At 50.1% G+C, this 23909-nt stretch carries 24 protein-coding genes and 2 tRNA genes; 25 read left to right on the top strand and 1 reads right to left on the bottom strand.

Translation table 11 applies throughout. The annotated features are described in order from the left end of the window. Positions 1-75, top strand: a tRNA-Gln gene (locus LAT77_RS12175). Between the two features lie 21 nt (positions 76-96). Then, a tRNA-Leu gene (locus tag LAT77_RS12170) sits at positions 97-183 on the top strand. A 92-nt stretch (positions 184-275) separates the two neighbouring features. Here the strand turns inward: LAT77_RS12170 and LAT77_RS12165 are convergent. Beyond that, positions 276-1478: an FAD-dependent monooxygenase gene (locus LAT77_RS12165; protein ID WP_290564838.1), complete on the bottom strand. Its 1203-nt coding sequence runs from the start codon at positions 1476-1478 to the stop codon at positions 276-278. A gap of 108 nt (positions 1479-1586) precedes the next feature. On the opposite strand from LAT77_RS12165, the gene LAT77_RS12160 reads away from it, so the two are divergent. From LAT77_RS12160 to LAT77_RS12050, 23 genes are all read left to right on the top strand, one after another. Then, positions 1587-2447 (top strand): DMT family transporter, encoded by an 861-nt coding sequence (locus tag LAT77_RS12160; protein WP_290564837.1) that lies wholly within the window; start codon positions 1587-1589, stop codon positions 2445-2447. Positions 2448-2565: 118 nt separating this feature from the next. Next, positions 2566-3999 (top strand): tRNA (N6-isopentenyl adenosine(37)-C2)-methylthiotransferase MiaB, encoded by a 1434-nt coding sequence (gene miaB / locus LAT77_RS12155; RefSeq protein WP_290564836.1) that lies wholly within the window; start codon positions 2566-2568, stop codon positions 3997-3999. Between the two features lie 13 nt (positions 4000-4012). Beyond that, entirely contained in the window at positions 4013-5068 is a 1056-nt protein-coding gene (locus tag LAT77_RS12150; RefSeq protein WP_290564835.1) for a PhoH family protein, read from the top strand. Then, complete coding sequence (gene ybeY, locus LAT77_RS12145; RefSeq protein ID WP_290564834.1) at positions 5061-5561, top strand: rRNA maturation RNase YbeY; 501 nt, start codon at positions 5061-5063, stop codon at positions 5559-5561. Before LAT77_RS12150 ends, ybeY begins: the two co-directional genes overlap by 8 nt. Before the next feature lie 69 nt (positions 5562-5630). Further along, positions 5631-6491 carry a CNNM family magnesium/cobalt transport protein CorC gene (gene corC / locus LAT77_RS12140; protein WP_290564833.1) on the top strand — a complete coding sequence of 287 codons (861 nt, stop codon included), beginning with the start codon at positions 5631-5633 and terminating at the stop codon, positions 6489-6491. Positions 6492-6526: 35 nt separating this feature from the next. Continuing rightward, a complete protein-coding gene (gene lnt / locus LAT77_RS12135) occupies positions 6527-8062 on the top strand; it encodes an apolipoprotein N-acyltransferase (RefSeq protein ID WP_290564832.1) in 1536 nt (511 codons plus the stop codon). An 81-nt stretch (positions 8063-8143) separates the two neighbouring features. After that, positions 8144-8356: a hypothetical protein gene (locus LAT77_RS12130; RefSeq protein WP_290564831.1), complete on the top strand. Its 213-nt coding sequence runs from the start codon at positions 8144-8146 to the stop codon at positions 8354-8356. A gap of 32 nt (positions 8357-8388) precedes the next feature. Continuing rightward, positions 8389-10968, top strand: coding sequence for a leucine--tRNA ligase (gene leuS, locus LAT77_RS12125; RefSeq protein WP_290564839.1), 2580 nt, complete (start codon positions 8389-8391; stop codon positions 10966-10968). After that, positions 10952-11497 carry an LPS assembly lipoprotein LptE gene (lptE, locus tag LAT77_RS12120; protein WP_290564830.1) on the top strand — a complete coding sequence of 182 codons (546 nt, stop codon included), beginning with the start codon at positions 10952-10954 and terminating at the stop codon, positions 11495-11497. The genes leuS and lptE overlap by 17 nt, the downstream gene beginning before the upstream one ends. 2 nt (positions 11498-11499) lie before the next feature. Further along, positions 11500-12594, top strand: coding sequence for a DNA polymerase III subunit delta (gene holA / locus LAT77_RS12115; protein ID WP_290564829.1), 1095 nt, complete (start codon positions 11500-11502; stop codon positions 12592-12594). Next, complete coding sequence (gene nadD, locus LAT77_RS12110; protein WP_290564828.1) at positions 12521-13222, top strand: nicotinate-nucleotide adenylyltransferase; 702 nt, start codon at positions 12521-12523, stop codon at positions 13220-13222. The genes holA and nadD overlap by 74 nt, the downstream gene beginning before the upstream one ends. Before the next feature lie 89 nt (positions 13223-13311). Then, positions 13312-13629 carry a ribosome silencing factor gene (gene rsfS / locus LAT77_RS12105; protein WP_290564827.1) on the top strand — a complete coding sequence of 106 codons (318 nt, stop codon included), beginning with the start codon at positions 13312-13314 and terminating at the stop codon, positions 13627-13629. A 9-nt stretch (positions 13630-13638) separates the two neighbouring features. After that, entirely contained in the window at positions 13639-14109 is a 471-nt protein-coding gene (gene rlmH, locus LAT77_RS12100) for a 23S rRNA (pseudouridine(1915)-N(3))-methyltransferase RlmH (protein ID WP_290564826.1), read from the top strand. Positions 14110-14111: 2 nt separating this feature from the next. After that, positions 14112-16169 (top strand): penicillin-binding protein 2, encoded by a 2058-nt coding sequence (gene mrdA, locus LAT77_RS12095; RefSeq protein ID WP_290564825.1) that lies wholly within the window; start codon positions 14112-14114, stop codon positions 16167-16169. Beyond that, entirely contained in the window at positions 16156-17274 is a 1119-nt protein-coding gene (gene rodA, locus LAT77_RS12090) for a rod shape-determining protein RodA (RefSeq protein ID WP_290564824.1), read from the top strand. The genes mrdA and rodA overlap by 14 nt, the downstream gene beginning before the upstream one ends. Before the next feature lie 36 nt (positions 17275-17310). After that, positions 17311-18315, top strand: a complete 1005-nt coding sequence (gene mltB / locus LAT77_RS12085) for a lytic murein transglycosylase B (RefSeq protein ID WP_290564823.1) — start codon at positions 17311-17313, stop codon at positions 18313-18315. Positions 18316-18326: 11 nt separating this feature from the next. Continuing rightward, positions 18327-19109 (top strand): septal ring lytic transglycosylase RlpA family protein, encoded by a 783-nt coding sequence (locus tag LAT77_RS12080; protein WP_290564822.1) that lies wholly within the window; start codon positions 18327-18329, stop codon positions 19107-19109. Positions 19110-19259: 150 nt separating this feature from the next. Beyond that, positions 19260-20432 carry a D-alanyl-D-alanine carboxypeptidase family protein gene (locus tag LAT77_RS12075; RefSeq protein ID WP_290564821.1) on the top strand — a complete coding sequence of 391 codons (1173 nt, stop codon included), beginning with the start codon at positions 19260-19262 and terminating at the stop codon, positions 20430-20432. Beyond that, positions 20429-21262, top strand: a complete 834-nt coding sequence (locus tag LAT77_RS12070) for a D-amino acid aminotransferase (protein WP_290564820.1) — start codon at positions 20429-20431, stop codon at positions 21260-21262. Before LAT77_RS12075 ends, LAT77_RS12070 begins: the two co-directional genes overlap by 4 nt. Positions 21263-21282: 20 nt before the next feature. Next, the gene (gene ybeD / locus LAT77_RS12065) at positions 21283-21546 is read left to right on the top strand and encodes a DUF493 family protein YbeD (protein WP_290564819.1); all 264 of its coding nucleotides are present in this window, start codon (positions 21283-21285) and stop codon (positions 21544-21546) included. Positions 21547-21576: 30 nt separating this feature from the next. Continuing rightward, positions 21577-22227 carry a lipoyl(octanoyl) transferase LipB gene (gene lipB, locus LAT77_RS12060; RefSeq protein WP_290564818.1) on the top strand — a complete coding sequence of 217 codons (651 nt, stop codon included), beginning with the start codon at positions 21577-21579 and terminating at the stop codon, positions 22225-22227. Further along, complete coding sequence (gene lipA / locus LAT77_RS12055) at positions 22220-23218, top strand: lipoyl synthase (RefSeq protein WP_290564817.1); 999 nt, start codon at positions 22220-22222, stop codon at positions 23216-23218. The genes lipB and lipA overlap by 8 nt, the downstream gene beginning before the upstream one ends. Before the next feature lie 152 nt (positions 23219-23370). After that, on the top strand, positions 23371-23909 hold a 539-nt coding region (locus tag LAT77_RS12050), incomplete at its 3' end, for a carboxypeptidase-like regulatory domain-containing protein (RefSeq protein ID WP_290564816.1).

The raw sequence follows: 23909 nt of genomic DNA, 5'->3' as shown, positions 1-23909 counted from the left end.
TGGGGTATAGCCAAGCGGTAAGGCAGCGGGTTTTGATCCCGCCATTCCCAGGTTCGAATCCTGGTACCCCAGCCATTTAGTCCGAAGCCTCGAGTTGCGGTGGTGGCGGAATTGGTAGACGCGCTAGCTTCAGGTGCTAGTGTCCGAAAGGATGTGTGGGTTCGAGTCCCACCCTCCGCACCAACTCGCGCTTCGGTTTATGTTTTTCTTCGCTTTTTCCAAATCCCATTTGCGCTTGTCTTCTCTATTTTAAAACCCAAATAAGCCTATTTGCATTAACTTTGCCCGGCAAGTTTAGCCAGCATTGAACGCACAGTAGGAAACTGGCGCAGTCCGACAAAACCAAGCCCGCGAGCCACTTGCAGCACCGGATTGTCGCTCCGAAATACCCGTGAAACAATATCAAGACCTTGTCCCATCACCACATTAGCCGCTTGACGCTGCTGCATCACACGCGCCAATTTTGCGCTCAACTGTTGGTGTTCATCGGTAAAATCAGCCACCAGTGCATGCAGCGCAGCCACATCACGTAAACCCAAATTCACACCTTGTCCTGCCAGCGGATGAATCGCATGCGCGGCATCGCCGATCACGAGGGCACGTTGTTGCGCACAAAAGGTTCGCAACGCCTGTTGGTGTTGTAACGGGAAACTCGCAAAATTAATCAGTTCAAAGTCACCAAGTTGCGCACGGAAACGCGCTTTCAGCACGGCCTCGACCATGGCCTGCGATTGTTGCCAAGCCTGTATCACTGGACTGTCGGCATAGACAATTAAGCAAGCATAGTCATCACACAGCGGCAACAATGCATGCACTTCCCGACCGGCAAAGGTTTGCCAGGTTTCATCACCTGCTGACTGTTGCAGTTTAACCACAGTTAACAAACAGCGTTCATGGTAGGAAGCGCCCACGGTACCTATGCCGAGTGCTCGACGCGTCGCCGATGCTGCGCCATCGGCGACCACCAGCCATTCATAGGCAAGCTGGGGTTGCTCCTGACTATCCAGTGAGACCGTACCATCAGCAACGCTTAAAACTTTCGCCGCCATCAGTTCAACACCGGGATGTTGCTGCAAGCGTTGCAACAAACACGCTTGTAATAACTTGTTTTCGACCATATAGCCGAGCTCGCGCTCACCCTCGGCGCCGAAACGCAGCCAATCTCCACCCTGTTCGCGCACTGCCAGTTGTCGAAAGGGCTGTGCGCGCACCGCAGCAACCGGCGACCAACTCTCTAACGCTTGCAGTAAGGCAATATTGTCTGCGGTCACCGCCGAAATTCTCAGGTCATAGGGCTGCTGCGAGTAAGTCGCACTATCAACCGCGAGCATAGCTTCCAGTTGCGGCTCTAACACCACGACACGACGGCCACTGCTGGCTAGACTCAGAGCCATCGCCGCACCGACCATGCCGCCACCAACCACTACCCACGGCCGCAAAGCGTTTTCTGCTGTTGTTTGTGCTTGGCTATTTTTCATTCGCTTACCTGAATACTCGTGTTATCTCTGCGACCATTATGCCATAATTACATCATTCTGAACCCTTGATGTCTGGAGTCAGCACTGAATTCGGTTATTTTAGCTTCCTTGCTGTTACTACTGGCTGAACTTTGTTTCGCCGGCACCAGTGCCATGGTGAAATACCTAGGTAGTGACATCCCCACCACACATCTGGTTTTCTTCCGTAATTTTTTTGCGTTTATTGTCTTATTGCCGTGGCTCTACAAGCGCCGCGCCACTGCTTTTAAAACGACTCAGTTGAAGCTTCATCTACTGCGGGCGGTCACCGGCATTGGCGGCATGTATTTATTTTTCTACGTCATCACCCAAGTCGAACTGGCGAAAGCCACGCTGGTATTGCTGATGGCACCATTTATTATTCCCGTCATAAGTTGGTTTTGGTTTAAAGAGCGGGTGTCACCGAAACTCTGGTTTGCCATCGCCTTTGGCTTTCTTGGCGTGGTCATCTTCCTTGATCCATTGAGCGGCCCATTCCCCATCATCATGTTTGTCGCCTTGTTTGCTGCGGGTCTTGCTGCTTGGGCGAAAACCGTTGTGCGCCGACTGTCAGCGCATGAGTCACCCAGTAAAATTGTCTTCTATTTCTCTTTTTTCGCGACCCTGCTCACCGCCATTCCGGTGCTTGTTAATTGGCAGTCACTGTCCGCTAGTTTGTGGCTCGGGGTCATGATCATGGGCGTCTTTGCGGTTGGCGGCCAACTCGCCATGACACGTGCTTTTGCCCTTGCCTCGCCCTCACAAATTGGTGTGTTCACCTACAGTTCGGTGCTGTTTGCCGCTTTAATTGGTTACCTGATTTGGGACGAACCTTTCACCATTCACATGTGGATTGGCTCTGCGATTATTATCGGTGCGGGTTACATTTCCATTCGAGCTGGTCGCAGCCCAGCCATTAAGATACCGCCAACCGGGACAACAAACCCGTAACTGACATTCAACATGCCTGAAATTTCACCAACGGGTAACACGCAGAAGGTAGCGCCTGCGCCTTGAACCATGTAGAATATGCAGCCCTTAGCACACGCGGTAAATGAAGACGAAGGTTATGAGCAAAAAGGTCTATATCAAAACCTGGGGCTGCCAGATGAACGAGTATGATTCTGCGAAAATGGCAGACTTACTCCATGCCCATATGGGTTACGAGCCTGCAGCAGAAGCAGAAGAAGCAGATTTAATTCTTTTGAATACTTGCTCGATTCGGGAAAAAGCCCAAGAGAAGGTATTCCACCAATTAGGTCGTTGGAAGCTGCTCAAGCAAGACAAGCCGGACTTGATTATTGGTGTCGGCGGCTGTGTTGCCTCGCAAGAAGGCGCGGCGATTCGCCAGCGTGCACCTTTTGTTGATTTGATTTTCGGCCCGCAAACCCTGCATCGTTTACCAGCGATGATTAAAGAGCTTGGCGAGGGCAAAGAGTCCGTCATTGACGTGTCTTTCCCTGAAATCGAGAAATTTGATCGTCTACCTGACCCGAAAGCCGATGGCCCAACCGCATTCGTCTCCATCATGGAAGGTTGCAGCAAGTACTGTACATTCTGTGTGGTGCCATACACACGCGGTGAAGAAGTCAGTCGTCCTGCCGACGACGTACTATACGAAATTGCGCAATTGGCCGACCAAGGTGTGCGTGAAGTTAATCTGCTCGGTCAGAACGTCAACGCCTATCGCGGTGAAAACTTCGATGGCAGCATCTGCACCTTCGCTGAGCTCCTGCATTTAATTGCCGCCATCGATGGGATTGACCGGATTCGCTACACCACGTCACACCCGGTCGAATTTACCGACGACATTATCGCTGCTTACGAGACCATTCCAGAGTTAGTCAATCACTTGCACCTCCCCGTGCAAAGTGGTTCAGATCGTGTGCTGGCATTAATGAAGCGCGGTCACACCGTATTGGAATACAAGTCGCAAATTCGTAAATTGAAGAAAGTGCGTCCAAATTTGGCCATGAGCTCCGATTTCATTATCGGCTTCCCCGGCGAAACGGATGCCGACTTTGCAGCCACCATGGATCTCATTCAAGCCATCGACTTCGACATTAGCTTCAGTTTTATCTACAGCGCTCGCCCCGGCACGCCAGCCGCTGATTTGCCGGACGATGTCAGCGAGGAAACCAAAAAGGAACGCCTCCAGCTGTTACAAAACCGCATCAACCAGCAAGCACAGCGTCATGCTCGGCAAATGCTGAACACCGAACAGCGCGTCCTTGTCATTGGCCCGTCAAAAAAGAATCCGATGGAACTCAGTGGCCGTACCGAAAATAACCGGGTTGTAAACTTTGAAGGTCGCCCCGATATGATTGGTAAGTTTGTTGATGTCATGATTACCGAGGCATTACCGAATTCATTACGCGGTGACATTATTCGCGAAGAGCATGAAATGGGCTTACGTATCGATACTGCACCGCAAGCTATTTTGGCGCGCAGTAATGAAACCACGGATACACTCGGTGTCACCACGTTTAATCCAGCATCCTAATCGAGGAATTTAGTTGAGTACGTCTATCGACAGTTTTGATTTATATCTTGAGCCAGCCGACGGTCAGCGGCTGGCAAGCCTTTGTGGTCCATTTGACGACAACATTCGCCACATTGAACGTCGTCTTGGCGTTGAAGTGATCTACAAAGACAATCATTTTCGCATTATCGGCCAGCCACTCGGCATTCAAGCGACGCGTGACATTCTCACCACCTTGTATGTCGAAACTGCTCCGGTGCGCGGTAAGCAACGCGAAATTGAGCCAAATCAGGTGCATTTAGCGATTCAAGAGAGTCGCGCGCTAGAGCACGATGAAAGTCCTGAGGATGACCCGGTCACGCTGATCAAAACCAAGCGCGGCCTCGTCAAACCGCGCAACAAGAATCAACAAGATTATGTGCGCGCCATTCTCACCAATGACATCAATTTTGGCATTGGTCCTGCCGGTACTGGAAAAACTTATCTTGCCGTCGCCGCTGCTGTTGATGCCTTGGAACGGCAAGAAGTACGACGTATCTTATTGACTCGACCAGCCGTTGAAGCCGGTGAAAAGCTTGGCTTCCTGCCTGGAGACCTCGCACAGAAAGTCGACCCCTACTTGCGCCCCTTGTATGACGCTTTGTTTGAAATGCTTGGTTTTGAAAAAGTCGAAAAGCTAATCGAGCGCAGTGTCATTGAAATCGCACCGCTAGCCTACATGCGCGGTCGCACGCTCAATGATGCATTCATCATTCTCGACGAAAGCCAAAACACCACCACGGAACAAATGAAAATGTTCCTCACCCGCATCGGCTTTAATTCCAAAGCGGTGATTACTGGCGATATTACCCAGATCGACTTACCCCGTGGCCAAAAATCAGGGTTACGCCAAGCCATTGAAGTCCTCAATGAAGTCGAAGGCATTAGCTTTACCTTCTTTAATGCCAAAGATGTTGTGCGTCACCCTGTGGTGCAACGTGTCGTTATGGCTTACGAAAAATTCGACATCGAAAGCAAAACACAAAGTGAAACCAAGGTGAAAGCACAACCGCTGGCAAGCAGCAACGGAGCACATAAAAATAATGGCTAATTGCATTGATGTTCAATGGCAAGAAGGCTGGCCGCAAGCACTCAGCAGCGACGTTCAAGAGCGTTTACCCAGTACAGAGTTAATTAGCCAATGGGCTGAGGCGACATTGACCGCAGTCGGTAAAGCCGATGCCGAATTGACTATTCGGGTGACGGATAACGACGAAGTGCAAACCCTGAATCGAGACTATCGTGGCAAAGACAAACCGACTAATGTGTTGTCTTTTCCTTTCAATGCCGATTTACCGGCGGGGGTTGAACTTGATTTGCCGTTACTCGGTGACATTATTATCGCTGAACCGACCGTCGCCGCCGAAGCCCAAGAGCAGCAGAAACCTTATTTAAATCACTTCGCACATCTCGTTGTCCATGGTACCTTGCATTTACTTGGTTATGACCATATTGAAGAACAAGACGCGGAAGCAATGGAAGCACTTGAGCGCCAGATTCTAGCGACCTTAGATATCGCTGATCCCTATGCTAGTCATGAATAGGTGCGCAGGTCAGTCTGCTTATGCTAAGCTTCAATTTCGATTATTTTGCCACGGAGCGAACGACCATCGATGAACGATGACAAACCCCACCCAAGTAACGGTTCACCGCGACGAACTTGGGCCCAGAAGCTACTTCAGGCCTTTAATGGTGAACCGAACACTCGTGAGGAACTGGTTGATTTAATCCAAGATGCAGAGCATCGCGATTTAATCGACATTGATACCAAGGAAATGATCGAGGGTGTGCTCGATGTCGCTGAGCTGAAAGTTCGCGACATTATGATTCCGCGCTCCCAGATGGTAACAATTGACAAAAACCAAACGGTTGCAGAATTTCTGCCAATCGTCATCCAAACACAGCATTCGCGCTATCCGGTGGTCAGTGAAAACAAAGACCATATCGAAGGCATTCTGCTGGCAAAAGATCTGTTAGCCTATGGCTTTCACCTTGTTGATGAGCCGTTTTCGCTCGAACAGGTCATGCGTCCAGCGGTCATTGTGCCGGAGAGTAAACGCGTTGACGCCTTACTCAAAGAATTTCGTTCAAAGCGCTATCATATGGCGATTGTCGTTGATGAATATGGTGGTGTTTCTGGGTTGGTTACGATCGAAGACATTCTCGAAGAAATCGTCGGTGAAATTGAAGATGAAACCGACGAAGACGAAAGCCGCGGCGATATTCGTAAAATCAGTGCCCACCGCTACAATGTCAAAGCATTAACCACCATTGAAGATTTTAATGACTATTTTCATAGTGACTTCAATGACGACGAGTACGACACCATTGGTGGCTTAGTCGCACATAATTTTGGCCATTTGCCGGAAGTGGGCGAATCACTGTTTATCGGCGAATTAAACTTTAAAGTGACTGCTGCTGATCGTCGCCGTATTCAACAGATTCAAGTGACACTGCCGCACGACGACAAATAACACAAAACACACTGACTTGACCAAAGGTGCGCTTGATGTTGTTACGACCCTTGCAGATAAAATTGCTCCAACCGCGCTGGCGTTATGCCGGCGCATTGATTTTCGGCGCCCTCCTCACCTTTGCCTACGCACCATTTTCTCAGGCTTGGTTGACACCCCTGCTCTTAACTGGCTTTCTGCTCCTATTAGTCCGCAGCAATACTGCCAAACAAGCTGCGTGGACGGGTTTCAGTTTCGGTTTCGGTTGGTTTGCAGCCGGCATAAGTTGGGTCTACGTCAGTATCGATCAATTTGGTGGTATGCCGATGATCGCCTCCATTCTGGTGATGATCATTCTCTGCGGCTATCTCGCCTTGTTTCCCCTGCTGACCGCTTGGCTCTGGTTTAAATGTCGACGTTACTGCGGCAGTTTAAGCTTATTTCTCGTTCCCGTGTTGTGGTTAACCACCGAGTTTTTGCGTGGTTGGTTATTAACTGGCTTTCCCTGGTTGGGGCTGGGCTATACGCAGACGCTCTCGACCTTAGGTAATTTCGCTCCCCATATCGGCGAAATTGGCATAGCCGTTGCACTTTGGCTGATGGCACTTGGTTTCACTTATATGCTCTTACAGAATCGCTTTGAGTGGCTGTTTTTGCCGCTCGCGATCGTCATCCTCGCGTGGCTCGCTCCGCGCTTCAACCCCATGCACTACACTGGCGAACAGACCTCGGTGGCACTTGTTCAAGGCAATGTCGTGCAAGACTTAAAGTGGGATGCGGAGCAACAATGGCCGAATTTTGACACCTATACGGATTTAACCGCACCGCACCTGCATCATGATCTCGTTATTTGGCCAGAATCCGCGATCACATTTATCGAACCGCTGGCCCAGCGCCCGTTAGCCATGCTCGACGAGCAGTTGCTTGCAGAAGAGACCACACTAATTAGCGGGATTATTGATTTAGATCGTCACACCGGCGAGTTCTTCAACAGTATGATTGTCATGGGTGAGCAACCTCAGGGTGGTTGGCAGTACGGTCATAGCAATCGTTATCAAAAGCATCAACTGTTGCCGATCGGCGAGTTTGTGCCATTTGAAGCCTTGCTGCGTCCAATTGCGCCATTATTCAATTTACCGATGTCGTCGTTCAGTCGCGGTGCTGCAGTGCAGCCGAACCTCAACGCCAATGGTGTATTGATTGCGGCAAACATTTGTTACGAAGTGGCTTTTTCACGGCAAATTCGTGCCAATGTGAACACTGACACCCAGTTTTTGCTCACCATTAGTAATGACACCTGGTTCGGCGATTCCCATGGTCCGCATCAACATTGGCAAATCGCCGTGATGCGCGCACGTGAGCTAGGTCGACCCATGTTACGTGCTACCAATAACGGTATTACGGGTGTCATCGACCACACCGGCGCGACGCTGACACGACTCCCGCAATTCACTGCTGGGGTCGCCAGCACGCCGGTATTACATGTTGAGGGCGAAACTGGTTTTGCTCGCTTTGGCGACGGGCCTGCGTGGCTCATCGCCTTGCTCACAAGTTTATTTGCTTGGCGGCGTGAAAAGCGAAAATCAGCGTAGTCAATTTGTAGCAAAGATTATACACTTAGGGGTTATTCCAGCCCGCACGTTTAATGTTACGGCTTATTTGAGGATCAAACCATGATGAGTAATTTGTTTGACGCGGTTTTATTCGCAGGCATCGTTGCCGCCGCAGGTCTTGGCATCGCATATTTAATCGTTGGTTTTTTACCAGCGCCAGAGAGCAATGAAGAACACGCCAAAGTAAAATACCGCATTGAGAACTTCTTTTTTGGCATTGGCGGTGTCGTTATTGCGTTAGTCTTGTGGTTAGGCATTATTTTTAACAGCTAAGTAGAAAACAGGTAGTACAGATGACCCGGAGAATTGAGGAACAATACCAACCCATCGCGTTAGAAGCAGAAATTCAACAACGCTGGGAAAAGGATCAAGTGTTTGCCGCGCATGAGGACGACAGCAAAGAAAAATTCTATTGCTTGTCGATGTTCCCTTATCCAAGCGGAAAGCTCCATATGGGTCACGTGCGCAACTACACTCTGAGTGATGTTGTTTCGCGCTACCAACGCCTCCTCGGCAAGAATGTTCTCCACCCGATCGGTTGGGACGCATTTGGTTTGCCGGCAGAAAACGCGGCGATTCAAAATCACACCGCACCCGCAAAGTGGACCTATGAAAACATCAAAGACATGCGCTCGCAGTTAAAAGCGCTTGGCTTTGGTTATGACTGGGATCGCGAGTTTGCAACCTGTCAGCCCGAGTATTACCGTTGGGAACAGTGGTTTTTCACGAAGCTGTTTGAAAAGGGCTTGGTTTACAAAAAGAATGCGACCGTGAACTGGGACCCCGTTGACCAAACCGTGCTCGCTAACGAACAAGTCATCGACGGCCGTGGTTGGCGCTCTGGGGCGATCGTCGAGCAAAAAGAAATTCCGCAGTGGTTTGTCAAAATCACCGCCTATGCCGAAGAATTGCTCAACGACCTCGATCAGCTTGACGGTTGGCCAGATCAAGTAAAAGCCATGCAACGCAACTGGATCGGTCGTTCTGAAGGCGTACAAATCACCTTCAATGTCGATCAGCTGGACATGCAGGTCAGCGTTTACACGACGCGTCCGGACACCTTTTTCGGTGTTACCTACATGGCGGTTGCGGCACAGCATCCCTTAGCGCAGAAAGCCGCCGCCGAACATGCTGACGTTGCTGCATTTGTCGACAGCTGTAAGCAGCAAAAGGTTGCTGAAGCTGATCTCGCGACGATGGAAAAACGTGGTATAGCGACCGGCTACACGGCCACGCATCCACTCACCGGTCAGCAAGTTCCGATTTGGGTCGCTAACTTTGTCCTCATGGACTATGGTACCGGCGCGGTGATGGCAGTTCCTGCTCACGATCAACGTGATTATGAATTTGCCAAAGCCTATGGGCTCGACATCCAACCCGTCATTCAACCTTTACAAGGCGAGCATGACTTTACCGTGGAAGCATTGACCGAGAAAGGCACCTTAATCAACTCCGGTGAATTTGACGGTTTAAGCTTTGAAGATGGCTTCAATGCGATTGCGAATAAACTAGCTGAGATGGGTATTGGCGAGCGCCAAGTGAACTATCGTTTACGCGACTGGGGTGTATCGCGCCAGCGCTATTGGGGCGCACCGATTCCGATGCTTAACTTGGAAAACGGCGAATCAGTACCCGTTCCTGAGTCAGAACTACCGGTGAAGCTGCCTGAAGACGTGGTTATGAACGGTGTCACTTCACCAATTAAAGCCGATCCGGAATGGCGCAAAACCACGTACAACGGCATGCCCGCAGAGCATGAAACCGACACCTTCGATACCTTTATGGAGTCGAGCTGGTATTACGCGCGGTACTGTTCACCACAGGCGGACAGCATGCTCGACCCGAGCAAAGCCAATTATTGGCTACCGGTCGATCAATACATTGGTGGTATTGAACACGCAATTCTGCACTTATTATATGCGCGTTTCTTCCACAAACTGATGCGCGATACGGGCTTAGTACAGTCCGACGAGCCCTTTAAGCGTCTTCTTTGCCAAGGCATGGTCTTGGCCGATAGTTTTTATCGTGAAGACCAACATGGCGGCAAAACTTGGTTCTCGCCACTCGATGTTGAAGTCAAGCGCAACGAAAAAGGTGAAGTTGTCGAGGCGATTTACGTCAACGATGGTCAGCCTGTTCAGCACGGCGGCATTAGCAAAATGTCGAAGTCGAAAAATAATGGCATTGACCCACAAACCATGGTCGATAAATACGGTGCCGACACGGTTCGCTTGTTTATGATGTTTGCTGCACCACCGGAGTTAACCCTCGAGTGGTCTGATGCGGGTGTCGAAGGCGCGCATCGATTCCTCCGTCGGGTTTGGAAACTCGTCTATGACTTCCAAGCGTTTGCGGGTCAACAGCAACTTGACGTGGCGAGTTTAACCGGTGCGCAGAAAGCGCTTCGCCGTGAAGTCCATCGAGCGATTGCCAAAGTAACGGATGACATGGGTCGTCGCCAAAACTTTAATACCGCGATTGCGGCGGTTATGGAACTGAGCAATCACCTGCAAAAAGCGCCGCTTGATAGCAGTAACGACAAAGCGCTGATGCAAGAAGCGTTAGACGCAGTTGTACTGATGTTGTCGCCAATTACACCGCATGTGTGTGAGCGCATGTGGCAAGCATTAGGTCATGACAGCGACATTAACTTCGAACAATGGCCAGTCGTCGATGAAAACGCATTAATCGAAGACGAGAAATTGGTCGTCTTGCAAGTGAATGGCAAAGTCAGAGCGAAGATTACGGTTCCTGCGGATATCAGCAAAGAAGCGATTGAGGCACTGGCGCTCGCCGATCCTCATGTGCAGAAATTCCTTGCCGATGTCACCGTCCGTAAAGTGATTTATGTGCCGGGTAAGTTGGTCAATGTTGTTGCCAACTAATCAAAAACGCCTTGACCAACACCGACGTGTCAGCTTAACGCGTCGGTTTGGTTTTGGCATTGTCGCACTGTGTCTGAGTTTAACACTCAGCGCCTGCGGGTTTCATTTGCGTGACGACTATCAGGTTGCTGCTGAAATTCAGCAACTTCGCATCGTCAGTGACGATCGCTCAGACATTCATCGGGCGGTAACCGACCTATTTCAGCGTCGTGACGTCACCCTCATCGACGATCCGAATCATCTTCCAGCCGTGGTGCTCGGGGAGGATCGTTTAGAACGACGGATCTTGTCGATGCTTGCGTCAGGACAAGTGGCGGAATACGAGCTCATTTATATCCTGCCGGTGACAATTTTACGTGCGAATGGCGAAAGCGACGAGCATAACATTCAAATCCTGCGTGACTATCAGGATGATCCCAACTATGCCCTAGCGAAAACCCGAGAGCTTGAACTGATTCTCGGCGAAATGCGCCGAGAAGCTGCTCGGCGTTTGTTGCTGCTGCTGAATCAAAGTGCACGGAGCACTTAATCATGCAACTCTACCCTGAACGCTTACAACAACACCTCAAAGAGCAACTTGCTCCGGTGTATTTAGTGTTTGGGGACGAGCCATTTTTGGTCGCAGAAACCTGTGACCTCATTCGCCAAGCAGCCAAACAACGTGGCTTTGATGAGCGTCAGCGTTATCTCCAAGATAAAGATTTTGATTGGCACCAATTGCTTGAAGGTGGGCAAACCCTATCCTTGTTTAGCAGCCAGCAACTAATTGAATTAGAGCTACCCGAGATAAAACTCGGTCGCGACGGTGGTAAAGCACTGATCGATTTTAATCAGCAGCAGTCACCGGATCAGGTGCTGCTCCTCTTCGGTCCCCGGCTCAAGAAAGAACATCAGAATGCCAAATGGTTCAAAACCTTGACTGCAAAGGGTGTGTTTGTGCCCATTTATGGGCCAGACAAACCGCAGCTGCCGACGTTTATCAAAAATCGAGCCGAAAAGTTAAAACTTCCACTCAGCCACGATGCGATTCAACAATTAGCCAGTTTTTACGAAGGCAACCTGCTTGCATTACAGCAGAGCTTGGAAAAGTTGCAGCTGCTTTACCCACAACCACAAAGCCCAATTAGCTTGGAGCAAGTGCAGACAGCGGTTGAAGATAATAGTCGGTTCGACTTATTTGCATTACGAGCCTGTATTTTAGCTCAAGACTATTCAGCCTTTGTGCATTGCCTGCAGCGTCTGCGCGAAACGGGTACTGATCTAGTCCTCATTCATTGGCTTTTAACGCAAACACATCAGAGCATGAAAAAAGTTCGCCAAGCCCAGCGCAGTCGTCAGAATATGGCGTCGATTTGGGCAGCCGAGCGGATCTGGCCGAAAGATCAAAGTGCGTTTTTGCAACTCGTTCAGAACGACACTGCAGCCTGCGCGCACGCGCGAAACGAACTTTTACAACGACTGGAACTTGCAATTAAGCAGGATTCTGGCGAAGATCCATTGACGTTAGCCCTGCATTTGGGCCTATTATTCTTTCAGCAAGGGAACCGTGCCATTGGCCTTAACACCTACGCCAGAGACGAATTCTACGCCGACTCGGCATATAGCCATTTTGGGTGGAACCTTTGATCCCGTTCATTGGGGCCATTTAAAACCCGCCCTTGAATTGGCCGATCAGTTTGGTTGGGAGCGTATTCATCTGCTACCGACCTGTGCTCCCCCACATCGCGCTCAGCCACAAGTACTCAACACCCATCGACTCGGCATGCTCGATGCCGCCGCGCAAGTCGACGAACGACTACGTGTCGATGACTGGGAACTCAAACAAGGCTTACCCTCACGCACCTTGCCGACGTTGAAGCATTATCGACAAACCTGCGCGGACGCCTGTTTGTACTTTATTATCGGCACAGACAGTTTACTCACGCTACGCGAATGGCTGCATTGGGAGCGCCTGTTCGATTACGCCAACTTTGTCGTTATGCCGCGGCCCGGTTACGCACTCAGCGACTGTCGTGCGGAGATCACCAAATTGCTCAAAGAACGACAAGTGAGTGCGGAAGACTTTCCTGGCGGCGTCGGTAAAATTTACCTCGCGGATTGCCAACAAATTGACATTTCAGCGACCGAACTAAGAGCGACACTCGCTGAGCAAGAACACTGCCCCGAGGTTTTACCTGAACCGGTCTGGAACTATATCCGTGAGCATAATCTCTACCGAATCGACGCCAACAAAGCGGCCGCTTTAAACAATTAACGCAGTGTTGCTGCGGCATTGCTACTGCACCCGAGGCCGCTCTCGTGATACACTTGCGCGGTTAAATATTGAATTGGAGAAAGAAAGCCTTGCAAACTGAACAATTGCGCGATTTTGTGGTCGATAAAGCAGATGATTTGAAAGCCCGAGACATTCAAGTTCTCGACGTACGTGGTAAAACCGATGTTACTGATTTCTTGGTCATTTGCTCAGGAAATTCAAAAACTCACGTGCGCAGTATTGCCGGCCACATTGCGACTGAAAGCAAACACGCCGGTGAGCCAGCACTTGGTGTTGAAGGTGAAGACGATGGTGAGTGGGTATTAGTCGATTTTGGTCCCGTTGTTGTCCATGTGATGCAAGACGCGACCCGCGACTTTTACCAATTAGAAAAACTCTGGGGTTAAAGTGTTCGCATGCGTTTGCAATTAATTGCCGTTGGCAACAAGATGCCCGATTGGGTCAGTACGGGCTACCATGAGTATGCCAAACGCATGCCACCTGAGTTACCACTCGATTTAATCGAAATCACCGCGGGTAAACGAGCAAAGAAGGCCGATATCGGCAAACTCACTCAACAGGAAGGTGAGAAAATGCTCGCAGCCTTAAAAGGCCCGACTCACGTGGTCACCCTTGAAGTCAACGGCAAACCGTGGGACACCCATAGGTTAGCCGAACGACTGCAACAATGGCAGTTAGATGGCCGGAATGTTGCTTTCATGGTCGGTGGACCTGAAGGTTTAGCACCCGAAGTACAAGCACGCAGCGACGAACGGTGGTCACTCTCACCCCTTACATTGCCGCACCCTATGGTGCGTGTCATCATCGCTGAAGCTCTTTTTCGGGGCTGGAGTTTACTGAATAATCACCCTTATCATCGCGAATAAGAATGCCAAAAAAACGCGTCGCTATACGAAATCATCAAGCTGAGGCTGCACTTTTCAGTCGACGGGCCGTCGTTTGTCTAGCGATTGTTTTTGCTGTTTTCATTATTCTGCTCAATAACCTCTATACTCTCCAAGTTAAGAATTTCCAAGAATTTCAAACTCGGTCAAATAGCAATCGCATTATGGTGTTACCAGTCGCTCCAAACCGCGGCATGATTTACGATCGCAATGGCATTCTCTTAGCTGACAATATTCCAGTGTACAGCCTCGAAGTTTCGCCCGCCGAAGTTCGCGATTTGCGGGAAACGCTGACTGAGTTGCAAACCCTGCTGCAATTGGACGACGATATCGTCGATGAATTTTACGCGCGCTTACGACAGCCCCGGCGTTTTCCACAAATTACCTTTGCCGATCAACTCAGTGAAGAGCAAGTTGCTCAATTCGCAACGGTGCAACATCGTTTCCCCGGTATTAATGTCGAAGGACGTTTACAGCGTTTTTATCCCCACCGAGACCTCTTCACTCACGCGCTCGGGTACGTTGGACGAATTAACCAACAAGACGTTGCCCGCTTGCGGGAAATGGAAATCTATGCCAATTATGCAGCGACCCGCAATATTGGCAAATTAGGCATTGAACGTTCTTACGAGCATACATTGCATGGCCAAGTTGGCTACCAAACGGTAGAAGTCAATAATCGTGGCCGCGTGGTTCGTACCCTTGATTTTACTCCACCGACACCGGGACAAGACGTCTATCTTGAACTCGATAGTGGTCTACAGCGTTTAGCACGCTATCAATTAGGCACCCGTCGCGGCGCCATTGTCATGCTCGATGCTAACTCTGGTGCTGTTCTCGCTTTATATTCAAATCCGGGCTACGACCCCAATCTTTTTGTCAACGGCATCTCCAGCGCGGACTATCGTGCGCTGCTCAATAATCCAGCAAACCCGCTCATCAACCGGGCCACCCAAGGGCGTTATCCACCCGCGTCAACGATCAAGCCTCATCTTGGTCTGTTAGGTTTAGAGCTCGGCACAATTACCGAAGAAAGCCGCGTCTGGGATCCAGGTTGGTATCGCTTGGAAGGTGTCCAACGTCGATTCCGTGACTGGCGCCAGCATGGTCATGGTTGGGTCAATGTCACCAAAGCGATTGCTGAATCATGCAACACTTTTTACTATGACCTTGCGCACAAAATCGGTATCGATGAAATTTCATCATTTATGCAGCGGATGGGCTTTGGCGAACGCACCGGTGTCGATATCGCTGAGGAAAGTCCTGCGTTAATGCCCGATCGGGGCTGGAAACGCGCGCGCTTCAACGAGCCTTGGTATCAAGGTGAAACGCTCTCCATTGGCATCGGCCAAAGCTTTTGGACCGTCACGCCTTTGCAGCTTGCGACCACGACCAGTGTATTAGTTACCGACGGACGTCGCATTCAGCCGAGTATTATGCGCGCTATTGGCGATGGTGAGCAGATGACCCAACGCCAAATTATTGAAAAAGAGCCTATTGTTCTGAATAACCCCAGCGCTTGGGACACGATTCGCAAAGGCATGGAGATGGTGATTACTGATCAAAGCGGTACTGCTCGTACTGCTTTTCGGGGCGCCAGCTACACCTCCGGTGGCAAAACCGGCACAGCACAAGTAGCTGCGCTCAGCGACGACACCGACGTTCGCCCAGACCTTGAGGATGTCGCCGAACACTTGCGTGACAACGCCACCTACATCGGCTACGCACCGGCAGATTACCCGGAAGTAGTGATTGCAATGGCAATTGAGAACGTTGGTGGTGGAGGCCGCAATGCAGCCCCGATTGCCCGTGCGATGATGGACTATTATTTTGCCACGGACGATGCCCGCGCAGAGATGTTGCTGACTCAAGCGGCAGCCTATCAGCAAGCGCTTGCCGATGAACAACAGCGGCTTGCCGAGCGCGCAGCTGCCGCCGCCGCGGCACGTGCCGCGCGTGAAGCAGAAGCCGCACGTGCGGCCCAAGAACCCGTGACCATTGAGCCAGACGACGCCGAAGGACAAAACGATGCAAACGACTGAAGAACGTCAACGTAATCGTTGGCTGGCTAAAATTCATATCGACGGCCCGTTGCTTCTTGGCCTTCTGGCCTTAGCCGTGGTTAGCCTGATCGTTATGTATAGTGCTGGTGGGCAAGATCAAGGGCTAGTGATACGCCAAGCAATCCGTATGGGCGTTTCATTTATCATCATGTTGATCGTGGCACAGATCACACCACAGTTTTATCGACATTATGCCTTGCCTATTTACATCGTTGGCGTGCTCTTACTCATCGCTGTGCTCTTATTCGGTGAAGTTGGTAAAGGTGCGCAACGTTGGCTAAATATTGGTGTCACGCGCATTCAACCCTCAGAGATCCTCAAATTATCGGTGCCGATGTTTCTGGCTTGGTATTGCTCACGCGTTCATATTCCAATTCGCTTTTGGCATGTTTTACTCGGATTAACCTTTGTCTTAGTCCCAACCTTACTGATCGCCAAACAACCGGATCTAGGTACTGCACTTTTGGTGGCGTGTTCCGGCATTTTCGTTTTATTCCTGGCCGGCATGAGTTGGCGCGTGGTTATCAGTGGCGGTGCACTTGCGGCAGCCTCCCTGCCCTTATTCTGGTTTTTCTTGCTACGCGAGTATCAACGTCAGCGAGTACTTACATTTTTGAATCCGGAAACCGATCCACTTGGGTCCGGCTACCATATTATTCAGTCGAAAATTGCCATCGGTTCAGGCGGTGTCGAAGGCAAAGGTTGGCTACAAGGCACACAATCACAACTCGAGTTCCTACCCGAACGCCACACGGATTTCATTTTTTCTGTCTTTGCCGAAGAATTTGGCTTTTACGGCGTCATCGGCTTGTTAATCCTCTATGGTTTTGTCATTTTCCGTGGCATGCTTATTTCCATGCGCGCGCAAAGTAATTTCAATCGTTTACTTGGTGGCAGTATTACCCTCACCTTCTTTATTTATGTCTTGGTAAATATTGGTATGGTGTCTGGGTTGTTACCTGTGGTTGGGGTACCACTGCCATTAATTAGTTACGGCGGCACCTCAATGGTTACCATGATGGCCGGATTCGGTATTCTTATGGCGATTGCCACGCATCGAAGGCTGGTCATTAGTCACGGTTAATCGGCTGCAATTTAAAACAAAAAGAAAGGATGTTGTATGCTTAAACAATTGGCCCCACACGTCGCTAAACTCGTTGGCACGGTCACCCTTGCTAGTGCCCTGCTCTTCTCTACGTCCAGTACCGCGAATGACTGGACTGAGGCAGAACGCGAATTTATCGCCCAAATGCAGTCCGAACATCAAATTCCTGCAGAACGCACCGAAGCATTATTGCGCCAAGCGCAAAAAAGTCAGCCGATTCTCGATGCCATTGCGCGCCCCTGGGAAGCACGACCATGGCATCAATATTATCCAATCTTTCTGACTGAGCGGCGTCTGCGTCAAGGTATTGAGTTCTGGAATAAACATGAGGAAACTCTCACCCGAGCGGAGCAACAGTTCGGTGTTCCAGCCGAGATCATCGTTGCCGTGCTTGGCGTTGAAACCTTTTACGGCAATGTAATGGGCACCCACCGCGTGCTCGACGCACTGTATACCCTCGGCTTCCATTATCCGCCGCGGCAAACCTTCTTCCGCAGCGAGTTGCGCCAATTTATCCTGCTCGCCACTGAAGAGAATATCGATCCGACGAGTATTAAAGGCTCTTATGCCGGCGCTATGGGTTATGGCCAATTTATTTCGTCGAGTTATCGTCATTATGCAGTCGATTTTGATGGCGATGGTGTGCGCGACTTGATGGGCAATGTCGTTGATGGCATTGGTTCAATTGCTAACTACTTTGCTGAGCACAGATGGCAGGCCAATCAACCCATCACCGTGCCAGCTTGGGTCAGTGAAAGCACCAATGTTAATGAACTGACGTCAGGTCGTGGCCAAGTGCTAACCCACACGATCGGTGAACTCAAAGAAGCCGGCGTGCGATTCATTACTGCCATGCCGGACGATACCCGCGCCCGATTATTTGCTTTTGAAGAAGCCGACGGCAGCCACTCCTATTGGGTCGGACTACCCAATTTCTATGCCATTACACGCTACAATCATAGTCCGCTCTATGCCATGGCGGTATTCCAGCTGGCTGAACAACTCCGCGCGCATCGCTAGGAGACGCTTTCATGAATACCAAGCAGTTTTGCGGTGTAGTCATGCTAAGTGCTTTACTCGCTGGTTGTGGGCAAACACCGACAACCAGCACGGAACGGTATCGCACGGCGCAAGATGTTGCGCCGTTACGCACGCCCACTGCAGCTGAGCTCTATCCATTAACACCGCGCCTCGAGCCACTCTCTCGGCGCGGTAATTTACCCTATCAGGTCAACGGCCAAGCCTATTCAGTCAAAGACTCTGCGGAAGGATATGCCGTTGAAGGCATAGCGTCTTGGTATGGCGAAAAGTTTCATGGTCATTTAACCTCAAATGGTGAGTTTTATGACATGTTTAGTCTCAGTGCCGCTCACAAAACCTTACCTTTACCGAGTTGGGTGAAAGTCACTAACTTGAACAACAATAAAGAAGTGATTGTGCGCGTCAACGATCGTGGTCCTTTCCATGCCGATCGGGTGATCGATCTTTCTTATGCAGCAGCCTATGCCCTCGACATGCACTTGCAGGGCACCGCCCCCGTTCGCATCGAGGCGATTGATCTTGGCCAACCGGTACCCACGAGTGGTGCGCGAACCTATATCCAAGTTGCTGCCGCACGCGAGTTACAAAACCTCGACAGCTTGCGTCAACGTTTACAGGAAATTTATAGCCTGGATGCAACTACCCGCCCACATCAAGGTCTGAATCGTTTACTATTAGGTCCCTTTGATGATCGCCAAATCATCTATTGGATGAACCGTTTACAAGCCGACGGATTTGAAGGCATTTTCCGCTTACCAAGCGATTCGTTTTAAGCAGCGGAAAGCAGCAAAATGTTACCGGTGATTAGTTACTCCCGATCCTCATTTTGCTATACTCGGTGCCCATCCGATCCGAATTCATCGATGCCGAGCACGAAACTTGATGCTCGCAGAGAATAATCACTACAGAGAAAGTATCCGACCATGAAAAGTAGCCGCTTACTTGCAAGTTTAGTTACCGCCGTCACGTTAACCGTGAGTCACCTTTCTGTTGTTGCCTATGCACAGGGTGTGGTACCGCCTACGCCGACAGTCAATGCACGTGCATGGGTCTTGATGGACTATAAAACCGGACAAATTATTGCCGGTGAAAATATCGATGAAGGCCACGGGCCCGCTTCTTTAACCAAGATGATGACCAGTTACATTATCGGTAAAGAGCTGAAAGAAGGTCGGATTAGTCTCGATGACGAAGTCACCATTAGCCAAAATGCATGGGCTCGAAATTTCCCCGGTTCGTCATTAATGTTCATTGAAGTCGGACGCCAAGTGCGTGTTGAGGACTTAAATCGCGGCATTATTATCGCCTCTGGGAACGACGCCTGTGTCGCCATGGCGGAACACATTGCCGGTACCGAAGAAGCCTTTGCTTCATTGATGAATGCCTATGCGCGTGAACTCGGCATGGACAACACCGTCTTTGGCAATAGCCACGGTCTACCGCACCCGGATCAAATCACCACAGCCCGCGACATGGCCTTGCTCGGCCAAGCGTTAATTCGCGATGTGCCAGAAGAGTATGCCATCTACGCGGAACGCGAGTTTACCTACAACGGTATCCGTCAGTACAACCGCAACTCGTTGTTGTGGGATCGAAGCCTGAATGTTGATGGTATTAAAACCGGCTTTACCAGTGACTCAGGGTATAGCTTGGTCACGTCTGCGGTCGACGGCGACACCCGTTTAATTACCGTCGTACTCGGCACCGCGAGTGAACAAGCCCGTGCCGCTGAAACGAAAAAATTACTTAATTACGGCTTCCGTTATTACGAAACAGTAACTGCCTATGAAGCTGGCGAACAATTAGCTAGCCAGCGTATTTGGGGTGGATCTGTGGACGAAATCCAATTGGGCACCGGTGCTGAAGTCGTTGTCACCTTACCACGCGGTCAACGGCAGAATTTACGCGCTAATTTCGTGCTTGATAAAGCGTTAGAAGCACCATTAGCGGAAGGCGAAGTCGTCGGCACGGTAAACCTCACTTTAGGTGATCGCGATATTGCTAGCTTCCCGCTCGTTACTTTGCAAGGTGTTGAAGAAGGTGGCTTCTTTAAACGCATCATCGACAGCATCAAGAAGAGCTTTAGCGACGAATGAGCCTGATTTATCTGAATGGGGACTATGTCCCCCACGAACAAGCAAAAATCTCCGTCTTCGACCGGGGATTTTTGTTTGCTGACGGAATTTATGAGGTGTTGCCTGTCTATCATGGTCAACCGTTTATGCTGGCTGAACACATGCAGCGCCTTCATAACAGTCTCCATGCAGTCGGCATTACGCCGCCACACAGCCCAGCGGAGTGGGAAGTAATTCTGCGGCATTTACTAAGTGCTGAGCAGCTCGATAACGCAATTTTGTACATTCAAGTGACCCGTGGTGCAGAATTTCCACGCAATCACTTACCCAGCCCAAATATGCAGCCCACGGTTATGGCCTATTTAGTGCCATTTACGCCACCAACAGGTGAGCCTGCACCGGTAAAAGTCGAGTTACTTGAAGACATTCGCTGGCTTCGCTGTGACATTAAATCCGTCAGCTTACTCGGCAACATATTGCTAAAACTTCAATCCACCGCGAGTGGTGCGCAAGAGCCGATACTGCACCGTGCCGGCCGCGTCACTGAAGGCGCATCGTGTAACTACTTTATCGTCAAGGATAATGAACTCATCACGCCGCCAGCTGACGAATTGATCTTAGCCGGATTAACCCGTCAACACGTCTTGAATTTAGCCCGCAGCGCCCATATTAAGGTGCGAGAGCAAGCATTTTCGACTGCTGATTTGTTCGCTGCGGACGAATGCTTTATGACCAGTGCCACACGCGAGATCATTCCGGTCGGTCAAGTGGGCAATGAAGTCATTGCTGACGGTCATTGTGGGCCAGTGACGCAGCAGCTCATTAAACTATTTAGAGCAAGCCGCAGTTAAAGCGGCTTCGGGAGTACCGCATGAATACCAAGTTTGACGAGTTACTCGACTTTCCGTGTGACTTCACTTTTAAAATTATGGGCGTCGCAACCGATTCGTTAGCCGACGAAGTCATCGCCGTCATTCAAGAACACGCGCCCGGCGACTATAGCCCAGAGATTCGTCCATCGAGTAAAGGTAACTATTATTCGGTATCTGTTTCTGTAGTCGTCACGAGTAAAATCCACGTCGAAACGTTATATCGGTCCCTCTCTGACATCGACGACGTGCGCTACGTCCTTTAATTCAACGCTCGATAGAGTACAATAGATACCATGAATCGACTTATCATTCGCCAGCTCGGTCGTCTCGACTATGAGCCGGTTTGGAAGGCTATGCAGGCCTTCACCGACAATCGCGATGAACAGACCGCTGATGAGCTTTGGGTGGTCGAGCATCCGCCGGTATTTACCCAAGGACAAGCCGGAAAAGAAGAGCATTTGCTCGCCCCTGGCGATATTCCAGTGGTTCCTGTCGATCGTGGCGGACAAGTCACCTATCACGGTCCCGGACAGGTCGTGGTATACTTTATGCTCGACATCCGTCGCCGGAAAATGGGCGTACGCGAGCTGGTGACACAAATTGAAAATACCATCGTCAACATGCTGGCAAAATATAACGTTAGCGCGGCGCCAAGACCGGACGCACCAGGCGTCTACATTGGCGCCGAGAAAGTATGTTCACTGGGGTTAAGGATTCGACGCGGCTGCTCGTTTCACGGGTTAGCACTGAACGTCAACATGGATTTGTCACCATTCCAACGCATCAACCCGTGCGGCTATGCGGGAATGGTTATGACTCAAACGAGCGCCCATGGCGGGCCAACTTCGTTTGCCGAAGCAGCAGAACTCGTTACTTCCGAGTTTGCTCAGCTTTTGCAATACACTGACATCGACGAACAGACAGGTTTACCCAAACATGGCTAATTCAGACGTAGTGAAATCACAGCCTGCGACCAAGAGCGCACGCATCGAAGCCGGTACGAAATTACGTGATGCCGACAAAATGTCGCTGATCCCGGTAAAGATTATGCCCGTTGAGCGCGAGAAAATGCTGCGCAAACCAGAATGGCTCAAGGTCAAACTGCCGACGTCAAGCGAAAAAATTGATAAAATTAAGCAAGCCATGCGCAAGCACGGTCTGCACTCAGTCTGTGAAGAAGCCTCCTGCCCGAACTTGCCGGAATGCTTCAACCACGGTACTGCCACCTTCATGATCCTCGGTGACATTTGTACCCGCCGTTGCCCATTCTGTGACGTTGCTCATGGTCGTCCATTACCGCCGGATCCAGCTGAAGCGCATAAGTTAGGCCTCACCATTCGTGATATGGGCGTTAAATATGTCGTCGTTACCTCAGTCGACCGTGACGATTTACGTGACGGTGGTGCTCAGCACTTTGCCGACTGTATTCGCGAAATTCGTGCCCACACGCCAGGAATTAAAGTCGAAGTACTGGTTCCAGACTTCCGTGGCCGTATGCAAGTTGCGCTGGATATTCTCGAAGGCGAAGCACCGGACGTATTTAACCATAATTTAGAGACGGTGCCGCGCCTGTACAAAGCCGCGCGCCCAGGTGCCAACTATCAATGGTCACTCGACTTACTCAAACTCTACAAAGAGCGTCGTCCTGATGTCCGCACCAAGTCGGGGTTGATGGTTGGTCTAGGTGAAACCAATGAAGAAATTCTTGAAGTTATGGAAGATCTGCGTCGCCACAACGTTGATATGTTGACTATTGGTCAATATTTGCAACCTAGCCGTCACCATATTCCAGTAGCGCGCTACGTCACTCCCGACGAATTTGCTATGTTCAAACGCGAAGCGGATCGCATGGGCTTCACTCAAGCCGCATCGGGGCCATTAGTCAGATCGTCTTACCACGCGGACTTGCAAGCCGCAGGTATTGAAGTGAAATAAACCTATTCAGCTCAAAATAACCAAGGAGGCTTCGGCCTCCTTTTTGTTTGCTTGTTGTTGATGAAATTTCATGATGTATTTATGTAAATTTAAGGTAAACTAATTATTATTATGTTTACAAACGTTAAATTTAGCATAAGGACTTGCATCGTATGCGTATCATATTCAAATTTCTCACTATTTTCATTTTTTTAGGTCTAACGTCTTTTTCGGTTGACGCAAACACGGAAGAGCAGTTTGAATTGTATGGTACTGTATATCTGTCTAGTCACCCGCTCGCCAACGCACACATCAAATTGCAAAACTCCGATACTGGACATCACGTTTCTGAAACATATACGAATGTTGACGGGCGCTACACACTTCCTATTTCTCCTGGAACGTATCGGCTACTTGTAACTCCCCCAGAAGGTTTGAATATTGAACCGGTTGTTATCAATAACATTCAAATAACTGATTCAGACCTACAGCAAAATGTAATATTATTATCTGCCGCTCAAGAGCTTTCCGCTTCCGTTCTCGGCTTGAATGAACTTCCCATTGAAAATGCATCAATCAGTGTTTTCACCAAAGGTCGGGAGAGCCTTATTACATCACTGACCGCTGACAGTCAGGGGGAATTCACTATTGCCCTCACTCCTGGTGATTACCTGTTATCCATTCGTTTTCGGCAACAAAGTCATCTGGGCGC

Source organism: Aliidiomarina sp. (genome assembly GCF_022565475.1).
Classification (GTDB): Bacteria; Pseudomonadota; Gammaproteobacteria; order Enterobacterales; family Alteromonadaceae; genus Aliidiomarina.
The sequence above is the reverse complement of the archived record's forward strand: the minus strand, read 5'-3'. Positions and strand labels throughout refer to the sequence as shown.

Bases quoted from the DNA above. Each gene is read 5' to 3' on its own strand.
- LAT77_RS12165 (WP_290564838.1), bottom strand. From the start codon at position 1,478: ATGAAAAATAGCCAAGCACAAACAACAGCAGAAAACGCTTTGCGGCCG.
- miaB (WP_290564836.1), top strand. From the start codon at position 2,566: ATGAGCAAAAAGGTCTATATCAAAACCTGGGGCTGCCAGATGAACGAG.
- ybeY (WP_290564834.1), top strand. From the start codon at position 5,061: ATGGCTAATTGCATTGATGTTCAATGGCAAGAAGGCTGGCCGCAAGCA.
- corC (WP_290564833.1), top strand. From the start codon at position 5,631: ATGAACGATGACAAACCCCACCCAAGTAACGGTTCACCGCGACGAACT.
- lnt (WP_290564832.1), top strand. From the start codon at position 6,527: ATGTTGTTACGACCCTTGCAGATAAAATTGCTCCAACCGCGCTGGCGT.
- LAT77_RS12130 (WP_290564831.1), top strand. From the start codon at position 8,144: ATGATGAGTAATTTGTTTGACGCGGTTTTATTCGCAGGCATCGTTGCC.
- lptE (WP_290564830.1), top strand. From the start codon at position 10,952: ATGTTGTTGCCAACTAATCAAAAACGCCTTGACCAACACCGACGTGTC.
- holA (WP_290564829.1), top strand. From the start codon at position 11,500: ATGCAACTCTACCCTGAACGCTTACAACAACACCTCAAAGAGCAACTT.
- rlmH (WP_290564826.1), top strand. From the start codon at position 13,639: ATGCGTTTGCAATTAATTGCCGTTGGCAACAAGATGCCCGATTGGGTC.
- mrdA (WP_290564825.1), top strand. From the start codon at position 14,112: ATGCCAAAAAAACGCGTCGCTATACGAAATCATCAAGCTGAGGCTGCA.
- rodA (WP_290564824.1), top strand. From the start codon at position 16,156: ATGCAAACGACTGAAGAACGTCAACGTAATCGTTGGCTGGCTAAAATT.
- mltB (WP_290564823.1), top strand. From the start codon at position 17,311: ATGCTTAAACAATTGGCCCCACACGTCGCTAAACTCGTTGGCACGGTC.
- LAT77_RS12080 (WP_290564822.1), top strand. From the start codon at position 18,327: ATGAATACCAAGCAGTTTTGCGGTGTAGTCATGCTAAGTGCTTTACTC.
- LAT77_RS12075 (WP_290564821.1), top strand. From the start codon at position 19,260: ATGAAAAGTAGCCGCTTACTTGCAAGTTTAGTTACCGCCGTCACGTTA.
- LAT77_RS12070 (WP_290564820.1), top strand. From the start codon at position 20,429: ATGAGCCTGATTTATCTGAATGGGGACTATGTCCCCCACGAACAAGCA.
- ybeD (WP_290564819.1), top strand. From the start codon at position 21,283: ATGAATACCAAGTTTGACGAGTTACTCGACTTTCCGTGTGACTTCACT.
- lipB (WP_290564818.1), top strand. From the start codon at position 21,577: ATGAATCGACTTATCATTCGCCAGCTCGGTCGTCTCGACTATGAGCCG.
- lipA (WP_290564817.1), top strand. From the start codon at position 22,220: ATGGCTAATTCAGACGTAGTGAAATCACAGCCTGCGACCAAGAGCGCA.